General features: G+C 39.4%; 12 protein-coding genes. 7 read left to right on the forward strand and 5 right to left on the reverse strand.

The features are described from left to right. The first annotated feature begins 78 nt into the window (after positions 1-78). Positions 79-831, forward strand: a complete 753-nt coding sequence (locus ZA06_RS05440) for an SDR family NAD(P)-dependent oxidoreductase (RefSeq protein ID WP_053976363.1) — start codon at positions 79-81, stop codon at positions 829-831. Between the two features lie 18 nt (positions 832-849). Further along, entirely contained in the window at positions 850-1,983 is a 1,134-nt protein-coding gene (locus ZA06_RS05445) for an ATP-binding protein (protein WP_053976364.1), read from the forward strand. A 248-nt stretch (positions 1,984-2,231) separates the two neighbouring features. Here ZA06_RS05445 and ZA06_RS05450 read toward each other — a convergent pair whose 3' ends face one another. The 3 genes from ZA06_RS05450 to amaB form a co-directional block, all read right to left on the reverse strand. Then, a complete protein-coding gene (locus ZA06_RS05450; RefSeq protein ID WP_316931753.1) occupies positions 2,232-2,750 on the reverse strand; it encodes a hypothetical protein in 519 nt (172 codons plus the stop codon). 22 nt (positions 2,751-2,772) lie between these two features. Further along, a complete protein-coding gene (locus tag ZA06_RS05455) occupies positions 2,773-3,675 on the reverse strand; it encodes an OmpA family protein (protein WP_053976366.1) in 903 nt (300 codons plus the stop codon). A gap of 189 nt (positions 3,676-3,864) precedes the next feature. After that, positions 3,865-5,418, reverse strand: coding sequence for an L-piperidine-6-carboxylate dehydrogenase (amaB, locus tag ZA06_RS05460; RefSeq protein ID WP_053976367.1), 1,554 nt, complete (start codon positions 5,416-5,418; stop codon positions 3,865-3,867). Positions 5,419-5,649: 231 nt separating this feature from the next. Here amaB and ZA06_RS05465 point away from each other — a divergent pair, with 231 nt between their 5' ends. Together ZA06_RS05465 and ZA06_RS05470 are read left to right on the forward strand one after the other, a co-directional pair. Beyond that, positions 5,650-6,381 (forward strand): YqjF family protein, encoded by a 732-nt coding sequence (locus ZA06_RS05465; RefSeq protein ID WP_053976368.1) that lies wholly within the window; start codon positions 5,650-5,652, stop codon positions 6,379-6,381. Positions 6,382-6,391: 10 nt separating this feature from the next. Beyond that, positions 6,392-6,697, forward strand: coding sequence for an antibiotic biosynthesis monooxygenase family protein (locus ZA06_RS05470; protein WP_053976369.1), 306 nt, complete (start codon positions 6,392-6,394; stop codon positions 6,695-6,697). A gap of 10 nt (positions 6,698-6,707) precedes the next feature. Here ZA06_RS05470 and ZA06_RS05475 read toward each other — a convergent pair whose 3' ends face one another. Beyond that, positions 6,708-9,074, reverse strand: a complete 2,367-nt coding sequence (locus ZA06_RS05475) for a T9SS type B sorting domain-containing protein (protein WP_053976370.1) — start codon at positions 9,072-9,074, stop codon at positions 6,708-6,710. A 157-nt stretch (positions 9,075-9,231) separates the two neighbouring features. Between ZA06_RS05475 and ZA06_RS16735 the strand changes: the two genes are divergently transcribed. After that, positions 9,232-9,405, forward strand: a complete 174-nt coding sequence (locus ZA06_RS16735; RefSeq protein ID WP_262493377.1) for a hypothetical protein — start codon at positions 9,232-9,234, stop codon at positions 9,403-9,405. A gap of 64 nt (positions 9,406-9,469) precedes the next feature. After that, the gene (locus ZA06_RS05480; RefSeq protein WP_053976371.1) at positions 9,470-9,904 is read left to right on the forward strand and encodes a hypothetical protein; all 435 of its coding nucleotides are present in this window, start codon (positions 9,470-9,472) and stop codon (positions 9,902-9,904) included. A 38-nt stretch (positions 9,905-9,942) separates the two neighbouring features. Here the strand turns inward: ZA06_RS05480 and ZA06_RS05485 are convergent, their stop codons facing one another. Then, positions 9,943-11,001 carry an endonuclease/exonuclease/phosphatase family protein gene (locus ZA06_RS05485; RefSeq protein ID WP_053976372.1) on the reverse strand — a complete coding sequence of 353 codons (1,059 nt, stop codon included), beginning with the start codon at positions 10,999-11,001 and terminating at the stop codon, positions 9,943-9,945. Between the two features lie 137 nt (positions 11,002-11,138). On the opposite strand from ZA06_RS05485, the gene ZA06_RS05490 reads away from it, so the two are divergent. Continuing rightward, positions 11,139-13,898 (forward strand): carboxypeptidase regulatory-like domain-containing protein, encoded by a 2,760-nt coding sequence (locus ZA06_RS05490; protein ID WP_053976373.1) that lies wholly within the window; start codon positions 11,139-11,141, stop codon positions 13,896-13,898. Positions 13,899-13,900: the final 2 nt, after the last annotated feature.

Here is a 13,900-nt window from a genome sequence, read left to right on the forward strand (position 1 = left end):
ATTTCTAAATTTAGGAAAGGCATTTTTGCAATAATCTAAAATCATAAACGCTAAAATTACCTAGTTAATATAAAATCAATGAAAAAAACTGCTTTAATCACCGGAGCAACCAGCGGAATTGGACGCGCCACCGCCCATATTTTTGCCAAAAACGGCATTCAATTGGTATTATGCGGCAGACGACAAGAACGTTTGGACACTATTGAAGAAGCCCTTAAGAAAGAGACCAATGTGATTACTTTAAACTTTGACGTAAGAGACAAAGAAGCCACTTTAAATGCCATTGCTTCCTTGCCCGAAGATTTCAAAAATATCGATATTTTAATCAATAATGCGGGTAATGCCCATGGATTGGACCCTATACAAACTGGATCTTTAGACGATTGGGACGCTATGATGGACATTAACGTGAAAGGACTGTTGTATGTGAGCAAAGCGGTAATTCCTGGAATGACAGAACGCAAATCTGGTCATATTATCAACATTGGCTCTTCTGCGGGAAAAGAAGTATACCCCAAAGGAAATGTTTACTGCGGAAGCAAACATGCCGTATTGGCAATAACGGAAGGAATGCGCATTGACCTCAACCAATTTGGTATTAAGGTAAGTGCCGTGAATCCCGGGATGGTAGAAACCGAATTCTCTCAAGTGCGTTTTAAAGGAGACCCTGTAGCGGATACCGTTTACAAAGGATTTGAAGCGCTTCAGGCCGAAGACATTGCCGACATCATTTATTTTGTAGTATCACGCCCTTCACACGTCAACGTTGCAGACTTATTGGTGTTTCCAACTGCACAAGCCTCCTCAACCATCGTTAAAAAAGAGCTATAACCTTTAAGAAACAGCTATATGATTAATAAGCGCCTACTCATTAAAAACCTACTCGCACATAACGACGAGAACAGTTTTTATGATAAAAAGCGTAAAATCGATATTAGCCAAAAGGAAGGAAAGGCCAAATTTTTAAAGCACATCTGTGCACTTTCCAATAGCAACCCCAAAAACAACTCGTATATCGTTATTGGTGTTGATGATGAAGATAATAAAATTTGGGGAGTGGATTTCTTTGATGACAGTAAGATTCAAAACCTGATCAACGCCTATTTAACCAACCCACCAATTGTGCAATATGAGAATATTCCCTTTCCGCATTTGCCAGACAACAAGGTGGTGGGTTTGGTAACCATCAGGCCCATTGGAAAGATTACTTCCCTTAGGAAAAACATTTGGAAATACTACGGAGGTTCTGTGTTTTTTAGGGAAGGCAGTATGAGCATGCCCAAAGTTTTCGATGTTGAAATCAAAGACGTCAACTCTAAAATTGTGGAGGCCATCGAGCACCATTCCCAAAACAATATTGAATATACTTTGGATGGCGTGTTCGACTTCATGAACAAGCGCAAGGATTACAACCCGCAGTACAAAGTTTTTAAGGAATACTTCGTATTGTGTTGGTCTGGAAAGAAAAAGACGGTTAAAGAGGAAATATTCTTTTCCAGAGTAGATATTGAATTGGTAAATGAACAAGTTCGAATTTTCTTTTCCAATCTAGACGAGGTTTCCATTAGTTACGACGATAGCAGTTTCAAAATCATTGAATACGTTAGATTAGGGCTTCAAAACTCCTACAGATACTACCCTTTGGAAGAAACGCTTATCAGTTTTGAGGACAACGCCAATTACAATATAGACGCCAAATTATTGTTCCAACCCCCTCAATTCGATAAAAAGGTTTTGCACCACATTTACAACACCAACAACACTTTATTGGCAAAACTGAAAAAAGGACTCACCTTAACACCCAATGAACTTGCCGACCTAAGAAACCTTCCTGAAACCTATTTAATCTGCTATCTCAACTTGTTTCACAATGCCATTGACAAATTGAACGAGGCCAAACCTTACTTAAGACAATACAGCGAAAGCATCTATGATTCCTACAAAGATGCCATGCGGATTTTAAGAAAAGTGAAGTACAGTTAAATGGTCTTTTAGACCTTTACCGATTATACATTTTTTGATACCAATTATAGATTTCCGTCAATTCATCAACTTCTTTTTCACGAATTTAGCCTAGCTATTAATCAATTAAATACATACCCTATTTCTCCCGATAAAAGTTCGGCATTGAAATAGGGTTTTGTTTTTTAAACCAATACTTTATTAAAATAAAAAAGCCGCTTCGAAAATCGAAACGGCTTTTATCATACAGCCCCACCACTCTAATTTATTTAAAGGCCTCCATCAAGTTCTTGTTGCCAATCAAAAAGTTCCTTCCATTTGCCTTCATAGGCCAATAAAGCCTGTTTTGGCCAAGTTTTTGGATTATGGATTTTATAGGCTTCACCACCATCATCCAACACTTCTTGACATTTCGGCACACTACATTCCGATAGTGCTTTCCAAGTATGCACGCCATGTTTATGAAACAACTCTTGAATTTTAGGACCAATACCTTCTACAATAGTCAAGTCATTTTCTTTGACAACTTTGCCAAAGATTGCCTTGGCTTCCGCAGCATTAAAAGGCATAGCAGCATGCGCCATGGCAGCCGCCATACGACTATCCTGCATTTGGATGGCTCCAAGTTTATCTTTACAGGATTTCAGGTTGCCCTCTAACTCGGCAATCTTGTTTTTCAACGCTTGAATTTCTGCGGTATTGTCAGGTCCTTTTCCTAGCATTTTGCCTAACAGATACCCTAACAGGGCACAAATGGCCCCGACTATGATTGGAATTAAACTACACATATTCATAATTTATCTTTTTGGTTTATGGTTTGTTAACAGTTACAATGGTTCTTCGGTTAGCAGCACGCCCTCCGGTAGTGCTATTGTCTGCAATAGGTTCTGAAGACCCCTTGGATTCAGTCATGACTTTAGCCTCCGGAATGTGATGTCTAACCAAATAGGTTTTGGCAAAATCGGCACGTTCTTTACCCAATACCATATTGTGATCTTCTGGACCCGTGGTGTCGGTATGCCCAACAATGGTACAAGTGGCACCATCCACCTTGTCAAGGTATCTTGAGATTTTGGCAAACTTTTCACGCTGTTCCTCGGTTAGCTTAATGACGAACTCATCAATTCCAAAGTTCAGCACCAAAGGGTTACTGTTGATCTCATCTGCCAAAGCATCCAAATCACCATGATCCCCAGTAGTTGCCACAGCAAACTCCACAGGACCGTAATAAATGTTGTCTGCATCAGGAACCATGGCATCATATAGCTTGCCATGAGTATCAATAACTCGTGAAGAAATTCCTTTGGATACAAAATAGTTCTTGACGGCTCCAGCCCTGGCCAATCCTAAATTGGGGTAAGCCGTGTGGTTGACCTCATCACTTTTGTAATACCCTGTAATACTAACAGACTTGTCTGGGTTTTCAGTCAAATAGGCCGACAATTGCATTACCCCTTCTGTAACTTTTCCGGAAAGTGGCTCTAAAATGGTCATTTCCGATGTCTTAAAGTTAAAATTGTCATTAACCTTGACATCCAAATTGCCATTGGCATCTTGAACCAAAAATGGATTTTTGGTTGGTTCAATTACTGGTTCTGAAACAATCTCTTCCACCACAATTTCCTCCACCTTATCACAGCAGTAATAATAGTTTAAAAATGCGCCAAGAAGGATTGTAATCAGAATACCGAGTTGGTACGTTAATTTACTCATCTAGCTAAGGATTAATTAATTAACCTTGAAATTACTAAATTTTGGGCAACTTTTAACATAAATGGACAAGGAAAATTTTTCTGACTTAAAATAAGGTAACAGATGAAATTATTTACAAGTAAATCTAATCCGCTTTAAACAAAAAAAGCCCCATTTTTCAATGGAGCTTTTCTAACTATGGTTCGTCTTCTACAAGTCGAATTTAATCCCTTGTGCCAATGGCAGCTCAGTAGTATAGTTAATGGTATTGGTTTGACGACGCATATACACTTTCCAGGCATCACTACCAGACTCGCGTCCGCCACCGGTTTCTTTTTCACCTCCAAAAGCACCTCCAATTTCGGCACCTGAAGTTCCAATATTTACATTGGCAATTCCACAATCAGACCCTGCAACCGACAAAAAGCGTTCTGCTTCACGTAAATTATTGGTCATAATTGCAGAGCTCAACCCTTGGGCAACACCATTTTGAATCTCAATGGCATTTTCAACATCTCCAGAATATTTCAACAAGTACAGTACTGGCGCAAAAGTCTCGTGCTGCACAATTTCAAATTCTGGCTGTGCTTCCGCAATGGCAGGTTTTACATAGCATCCACTTTCATAACCCTCTCCAGAAAGAACACCGCCTTCAACCAAAATTTTACCCCCTTCAGCAACCACTTTTTCCAAAGCTGCTTCATACATGGCCACAGCATCCTTATCAATTAACGGCCCAACATGATTGTGTTGATCTAATGGATTTCCTATTCGCAATTGCTTGTAAGCATCCACTATGGCCTGCTTCACTTTATCATAAATACTATCGTGAATAATCAATCGACGAGTAGATGTGCAGCGTTGTCCACAAGTTCCCACAGCCCCGAACACAGCGCCAATCACAGTCATTTTAATATCTGCATCTGGCGTTACAATAATCGCATTGTTTCCTCCCAGTTCCAATAAAGATTTTCCTAAACGAGCAGCCACTTCCTGTGCTACAATTTTTCCCATTCGGGTGGAGCCTGTTGCCGATATTAAAGGCACTCGAGTATCCTTGGTCATAAATTCCCCTACACGATAATCACCATTGATCAAGCAGGAAATTCCTTCAGGCAAATTGTTTGCGGCAAAAACTTCAGCAGCCAAATTCTGGCAAGCCACTCCACAAAGCGGCGCCTTTTCACTTGGTTTCCATACGCACACATCACCACAAACCCAAGCCAATGCCGTATTCCAAGACCAAACTGCTACCGGAAAATTAAAGGCCGAAATAATACCAACAACTCCTAAAGGATGGTACTGTTCGTACATTCTATGCCCAGGGCGTTCCGAATGCATAGTCAAACCATGCAATTGACGTGACAAACCAACCGCAAAATCGCAGATGTCTATCATTTCCTGAACTTCACCCAAACCTTCTTGATAAGATTTTCCCATCTCGTAAGACACCAATTTTCCTAGCGCTTCCTTTTTCTCTCTCAATTTTTCCCCAAACTGCCTTACAATTTCCCCTCTTTGAGGAGCAGGAGTACTGCGCCAAATTTTGAAGGCAGAAGTTGCCGCTTCCATAACCCTTTCATAATCTTCCTTTCTAGTAGATTTTACCTTGGCAATAAGTTGTCCATCTACTGGAGAAAAACTTTCAATAATATCACCATTTGAAAAACTTTGAGATCCTGTAGAAGTCCCTTCATTTATATTTTTCACCCCTAATTCCTCTAGCGCTTTTTCTATCCCGAAATCTATTGCAACTGCCTGCATAATTTAAAATTTTTGAATTATTTGTTTGCTTTTTTGCGAATATACTAATAATAAGTCGCTTTTATAAAACACAACTAACTCAACCTATCAAGATTCTTGACTTTTCACTACAACCCCAAGACACTCATAATCAACTAAAATCTCATAAATATGTACAAGCTGAAAACAAATAAATCCGTATTTTTAAGGAAGCCTATTTGGAACCAATATCCTCCTTGAAAATACACCAAAATGAAAGCGACAGAGCTATTACAACACACAAAACACCGCTCGTTTAACATACCAAAAAGGCCTTGGAAATTTTATCAAGAATGGAACAAGGCCCTTTTTTTTCATTGGGAACTAGAGCCAAAAGAATTGGAGCCACTACTCCCTCAAGGATTGGAATTAGATACCATAAATGGAAAAGGATGGATAAGTTTGGTGGCCTTCGACATGAACAATATTGGCGTACGTAGCGTTCCCAAATTGCCCCATATTTCGGATTTTCATGAAATCAACCTTCGTACTTATGTCAAAAGACATGGAAAACCTAGCGTTTATTTTTTGAGTATGGAAGGTAGCAAAAGGTCCTCTTGCAGCATCTTGAAAATGATTTCAAAATTCCCTTACCAACATGCCAATATCAAGCGCAACGATTATAGCTATCACTCGCAAAACACCAAACAAAACAATAGTCTTGATGTGGAATATCGGCTTGGAGAGTATTTGATTTATAAAGATGATACCGATATTTGGCTTACCGAACGTTATGCCGTTTTTCAGGATTATCGCGACAACCTAATTGCCTATGATGTCCATCATTTGGAATGGCCCATTCAAACTATCAATGTCAAAAAATTGGAGGTCCACTACCCTAAGTTCGATATGTTTTTAAAGACCCCTCCTAATCGAAGCCACTACTCCAAAGGTGTACAGGTATTAACTTGGGGAAAACGTAAATTGCCCATTGCCCACTCTTAACACACAACCAATGAATATAGAGTTTCAACCCTATTATGCGGTTATTTTCACCTCAAAACACAGCAACACACTTGAAGGCTACACTGAAATGGCCCAACAAATGGAAGATCTAGCCCAGAAACAACCAGGCTTTTTGGGAATAGATAGTGCCCGAAATGACATAGGCATCACCGTTAGCTATTGGAAAAGTTTAGAAAGCATCCAACAATGGAAACAACACAGTGAACATTTGGTATCTCAACACAAAGGGAGAACCCATTGGTACAGCTGGTACAATGTAAAAATCTGCAAGGTAGAGCGCGAATACGAATTCTAAAACATGTTGATTATCGCTTCAAGGTAAAATGTCCTTGAAAAACCTGTCCTTCAATCTTGATCAAATACCAATAATCGCTTGTAGGCATTAAGGCATCATTATAGGTGCCATCCCAAGCAAAAGAGGTATTCCTTGAACTCACCAACAATTTCCCGAAACGATCAAACACATAAACTTCTGAAGATGAAAAGGACTCGATTCCTACCAAATCGAAACGGTCATTGTGTCCATCGAAATTAGGGGTCATCAACTTTGGAATCATAAAATGTAGATATTCCATCACTGCTTCTTCACAACCATTAATTTCTTGTACATGGATGGTATAATACCCGCCGGGCACATTATTGAACACATTACTGGATTGATAATCTATGCCATCCAAAGAATACATATAATCTCCTTCATTTTGCATGTTAATGATAATAGTAGCGCCATCTGAAACCACACTTTGAATCACCGGTGGCCCAATTTCGATCAAGGTTATGGTTTTGGTGGCTTTACACCCTTCCGGACTGGTCACTTCCACTGTGTAAACTCCAGGTTCGTTTACATTGATACCTTCTGTTGTTTGTCCGGTATTCCATAGATAACTCACATCCATAATATCGGTGTGAAGCATTATGTATTCCCCCTCACAAAAATATAAGGTTTCGTCCCAAACATCTGGGGTTTCGAAAAGATTCAGGCTTACAGGAACACTTCCTTGTGAAGGACAGCCGGTATCTTCAAAAACAGCCACAGCATAATAAGTTCCCAATTCAGAAACCTCTAAAGAAGTACTATCTTCCACTAACAAATTCCCTCCTGTCTCGGCATCATACCAATTCACGGTCACTCCAGCGGGTACAGTAACACTCAATTCAGCCGCTCCTTCTTCACACACATATACATCACCTGCGTTTAAAGGCAATTCTGGATAGATAATAGTCGTTGAAACTGGCGTTCGTGTTTCCGAAGTACAACCGGTATCAGGAAATACTGCTTCTGCATAATACGTGCCTTCTTGAAGTGCTTCATAGATAGGACTATTGGCTAGCAACAAAGTGCCGTCTGTTTCGGCATCATACCAATTTACCTGAACACCGTCTGGCACTGAAACGGAAAGCAAAGCCGCCCCATCATAACAATTAAAATCTACATCCCCATTGCTCAAAGGCGCCTCGGGAATAACACCAATTGCCGATATTTCCGTTCGAGAAACCGACACACAACCCGTTACAGGATCTACCGTCTCCACATAAAAACTGCCGACCATTGTCGCTTCATAACTAAGGCTATTTTCTGCCAACAAATTCCCATCTGCAGGCGCATCATACCAATTTACAATAAGACCATTTTCCGCAGTAACGGATAATAAAGCCTGACCTGTATCACAATTAAAATCTATATCCCCGTCACTTATTGCTAGTGCTGGATCTGGATTAATATCAATGAAAAATACTTCGGAATAAGTAATACATTGATCGTTGCTTAGATTAACAGCTGCTTCCGCCACTTTGGTCCTGAAATATGTTGGACCATCTACAGTTACAGTAACATTTTGAGTCGTAACTCCAGGTATATCCGTCCAATTTACGCCATCAACACTCTCTTGCCATTGAAAAGCATGAGTAGTATACACAGCATAATCAGGTGTAGCAATAAGATCCAAGTCATTAGGAATGGCACTATTACAAATACTTGTTTCGGTATTACCTAATTCATCGGTCACCACTGTCGTATCTCCACAAGCTTTAAAGACAATATCATCAATTGCTAAATCATTTCCACAACCTCCTGGTGCATTATTGATCATTTTCAAAATCACCGAGGTTTGCCCCGCTTCCGTTTGAAATACCAAACCATATTGATTCCAAGTAATCTCAGAAGACTCATAAACATTGCCTGTATCTCCAGATGCAATAAGTACGCTATTGGTCTCATCCCAAATCTGAAAGGTCACATTGATAGGAATTGCAGGATTACAAGAGGTAGTCGCCGGGTTAATTAAATTTAAAACAAAAGCAGAAAATTCATAAGTTGTGAATTCACACAATTCTTCAACTTGTATTTGATAAAACACTCCAGTTGAAAAACTGCCATTTACCACCATACATTTCCCATTAACATCGCCAAGTGTATGGTCACTGGTTTTATACCATTTGTGATAATCGGTAGTATTGGAAATGGTATACTCCCCTCCTGCAAAACTACCATAACCAGTAACATAATTATATGTTGTAACAGTACTTGGCAATGGTGGCCCATTACTTGTACCCGTTCCAAAATCCTCAACAAAAATGGGCTCTCCAGAAGTTCCTGTACAAAATCCCAATTGGGCATAGCCTGGAAAAGTTCCCAATATCAAAGCCAATAGCAGCTGGTTGATTAATCTCATTTAAAAAATTGACTTGAATTAGCATTGTAATCTAAATCTATAGATCTTTATTTTAAAATTGATACTCTCTTTTAACCTTCAATTAACCTTCAGTTAACATTCAAATAAAAAATATCCCCAGGTCTGGATTTTATATTAATTAGGGTTCATCCTCCAAATAGCACATTCCAAACAGGACGCAACAGTATTTTGGTATTTGGACCAAACCTTTATTGGACAAACCGAAACCCTTCATGAAATGGCCATTTTACCTGAAACCGGAGAACACCTTATTACCGTTATGGATGAATTCGGCAATCAAACCCAACGAAAAATCACAATTTCAAATTAAACCATAATCTCCTCCCATTTATAAATTGCTTACATTTGTTGAACCAATTATTTAAATATATACAATGTACAGTACAATCAAATTTCTGCATTCATATTGGGCCTATCTGGTTCTCATTATTTTAATTTTAGCAACCTTTAATGCGTTGATGAAATTTTTCAGCGATAAAGAATTCTCTGCAAAAGATTTCAGAATCTCGTTATTCACGCTTATTGTGACTCATATTCAATTATTGTTAGGGCTTATTTTATACTTTGTATCTCCCAACGGATTGCAAACCATAAGAATGAATGGCATGGGAGGCTTAAACAGCCTATCCAGACTTATGGCCGTTGAACATCCATTTGTAGCCATTTTGGCGGTAACCTTTATCACCATTGGTTACTCGAAACACAAAAAGAAATTGACATCGAAACCAAAATTCAAGTCTTTAGCTATTTTTTATTCTTTAGGATTGATATTAATTCTCTCTAGAATCCCTTGGAGCAACTGGTTATAAAAATTAAAAAGGCGTCAATTTTCATTGGCGCCTTTTTTTTATTCAGCTACTTCTTTGATCAAATAGATATATACAGGAAAGTGATCGCTAAATCCATCGGTAAAACCTCCATCCGCAAAACTCCGCAATGGATAACCTTTATACCGACCATATTTATTGGTCAAATAGTTTTTATTGAAAATTCCCGCTTTGTAAAACCTAAACGACGAATAATCCTTTTCAATTAAAGGCTTGGTCATCAATATTTGATCGAACAAACTCCAGGCATCACGGTACGCAGTGGTTCCCAATCCCTCCTTTTTGAACAGGTCTTCATACGGATTATAAATACCTTTCAACTGCACATCCTCACGATTGGCTTTGGCATTCAACACCTTTTTCACACTGGCATTGGTAGGATCGTCATTCAAATCGCCCATGGTAATGATCTTAGCATAGGGATCTATAGACTGTAAAGAATCAATCATATGCTTATTCAATTTGGCCGCGGCAATTCTTTTTGGCCTACTTTTAGCCTCCCCTCCACGTCTGGAAGGCCAGTGATTTACAATAATATGAATCAGTTCCCCTTCCAATTCCCCGGACACCAGCAATTGGTCTCGGGTATAAATCCGCTTCTGACTCTCATCATCATAAATTTTCAATTCATAAGAAGCATCATGAAGCGGCCTAAATAAATCCTTTTGATAAAGTAGAGCCACGTCAATACCCCGTGCATCGGGCGAATCAAAATGTACAATTCCGTAGTCCTTACCTATAAGCAAGGAATCGTTTACCAAATCCTCCAAAACTTGACGGTTCTCCACTTCGGAAACCCCAATTATCACAGGAGAATTATTGGAAATATTTGTCCCGATTTCAGAAATCACTCTAGCCATATTATGAACCTTTTTCATATATACCTCCTTGATATCCGTTTTCATTTCCAAAATTGGGCTGGCCTCATCAAACTTTACCGGGTCATTGATAGTATCGAAGAGATTTTCCAGATTGTAAAAGGCAACCGTGTGGATTTTAAATTTCTTCTTTTCCTGGGCAGTTATGACCAATGATGCACTTAAAAACAGCAAAAACAACCAGTAATTTAAACTTTTCATTTAGTGAACGTTATATTTTGATTAATATCTAACAGTTTCAAATTCAAATTTATTTATTTCTTATAAATAATGTATTTTAGTTAGCTTTAAATAACTGTTACTTAACAAACAAGAGCATTTTAACACTAACCATAAGTATGAAAAGAAAACTACTTGCCCTCATAGTTACCATTTGTTCTCCTATTTTATTGATTGCCCAACAAACCCTCGTTAAAGGAAGCGTAAAAGACGCAGCCACATTTGAACCCATCCCCGGCGTAATAGTTACCATTGAATCCAGCCAGCAAACTACACTAACCGATGCTTTTGGAAGCTTTACTTTTTCGGAAAACCTTCCTTTGGGAGAACAGGTCCTTAAAATTGAAAAGACAGGGTATATTGCCAAACGCTATCCCATTGTTATCCAAACCGGCAAAACAGTAGACATCTCTGATATGACAATGGCGATTGATGTCTCCGATTCTGCCGATCTATTTACTATCACACTTTCTGATGACGAATTAAATGATGACACCAGTGCTTCCGACAATATTTCTGGCCTGCTACAGTCTTCACAGGATGTATTTCAACGTACAGCTGCTTTTGAGTTCAGTTCCTCTTTTTTTAAGGTAAGAGGCTTGGATTCGGAGAATGGCTCGGTGTTGATTAACGGGATCGAAATGAACAAACTTTTCAACGGCAGGCCACAATGGAGTAATTGGGGCGGACTAAATGACGTGGTCCGCAACCAAGAACTCACAACAGGCCTAGCACCTTCCAACTATACATTTGGAGGAATTTTAGGAACTAACAATATTAATACAAGAGCCTCGAGCTATAGAAGAGGTGGCCGTGTGACCTATTCTTCTTCCAACAGAAGTTACACCCATCGTGTGATGGGTACATACGCCTCAGGATTGGTAAAAGGCGATTGGGCCTATGCCATATCTGTGGGCAGACGCTGGGGAAATGAAGGCTATCAGGATGCCACATTTTACGATGCCAATTCCATCTTCGCGTCTGTTGAAAAGAAAATCAACGACAAGCACAGTCTTAATTTCACTTCCATTTATGCCCCAAATAGAAGAGGCAAATCATCACCAAACACACAGGAGGTTTATGATTTAAAAGACATCAGATACAACGAGTATTGGGGCTATCACGATGGAGAAAAACGCAACTCGCGGATCAAGGAAGTGGTAGAGCCCATCCTTATGTTGAATCATTATTGGGACATTAGCGACAAAACCAAATTGAATACCAACATTGCTTACCAATTTGGAAAGTTAGGAAATAGTAGATTGGATTATTCGGGTGGCGCCAATCCAAGTCCCACCTATTACCAGCTCTTACCAAGTTATGCCTTGGCAGACCCTGACGGACCAGACTACGACACCGCCTACCAATTGGAACAAAATTTCTTGAATAATGGACAAATAGATTGGAACCGGATTTACGATGCCAACCTTACCAACAATATCACGGGCAACCCAAACGCTTATGTGCTGTATGAAGACCGAAGCGACGACCAGCAACTTACGGTGAACTCTATTTTCTCTTCCGAGATTTCAGAGAACATTTTACTGAATGCCCGTATGGACTACAAAAATTTAAATTCGGAAAACTTTGCAGAAATTATGGATCTCTTGGGAGGTTCGGGATATTTAAACTTGGACAGTTTTGACAACTTTCAGTATGACCTTCAAAACCCCGATAGAATTGTGGGTGAAGGCGGAAAAATTCGCTACAACTACAACCTTTTGGCCTCTGTGGTTTCAGGATATGCCCAGGCACTGTTCAAATACAATAAAATAGATTTCTACCTTTCGGGAAGTTTAAGCACCACTACATACCAACGTGAAGGCCTTTGGCAGCATGAACGCTATCAGGACAACTCGCTTGGGAAAGGCGAAAAGCTCACCTTTAATGGCTTTGGAGCCAAAGGTGGATTCACCTATAAAATTACAGGAAAGCATTTATTGGATGTTAACGCTGGTTTCATTACCAAAGCGCCTTCATTGAGAAACACCTACTCCAACGCCCGTGAAAACGATGCCGTTGTAAGAGGTATTGAAGAAGAAAAACTAACTTCTGTAGATGCTAGCTACATTTTTAGATCTCCAATTATTAAGGCTCGCATCACTGCTTTCTACACCAAAATTGAAGACGCCAACGAAATCTCGTTTTATTACGCAGACGGCATCAGCAGTTTTGAAATTGAAGACAATGACTCTTCTGCCTTTGTTCAGGAAATCCTACAGGGAATTGACAAAAAACACCTAGGCACCGAAATTGGAATCGAAGCCCAAGTCACCCCAACCATCAAGCTTAAGGGAGTCGCATCTATAGGGCAATACACCTACGACAACAACCCTAATTTATATCTAACATCATCAAGTTTTACCAATGAAAATGGCATTGATTTTGGTCAATCCAACCTAAAAAACTACAAAATAGCAGGAGGTCCACAAAAAGCCTATTCCATAGGATTTGAATATCGAGATCCAGATTATTGGTGGGTAGGAGCCACTTCCAACTTTTTTACAAACACCTATGTAGATATTAGCCCGTTGACTAGAACCCGAAACTTCTATTTGGACAGCGACGGCCTTCCTTTCAATGATTACGACCCCGAAATTGCCAAACAACTGTTGAAACAAGAACGATTTGACGACTATATGGTAGTAAACCTTATTGGAGGTAAATCGTGGAAAATCAATGATTATTACATAGGCTTTTTTGCTAGCATCAACAACCTTTTGAACAAGACCTATAAAACCGGTGGTTTTGAACAAGGAAGAAACGCCAATTACCAAGAGCTAAAAGAGGACGCCAGTAACGACATACCCGTATTTTCACCAAAATATTGGTATGGTAGAGGCACAACCTACTTTGTAAATGTTTACTTCAAATTTTAAAA

Source organism: Mangrovimonas xylaniphaga, from assembly GCF_001280435.1.
In the GTDB taxonomy this organism is placed as follows: Bacteria; Bacteroidota; Bacteroidia; order Flavobacteriales; family Flavobacteriaceae; genus Mangrovimonas_A; species Mangrovimonas_A xylaniphaga.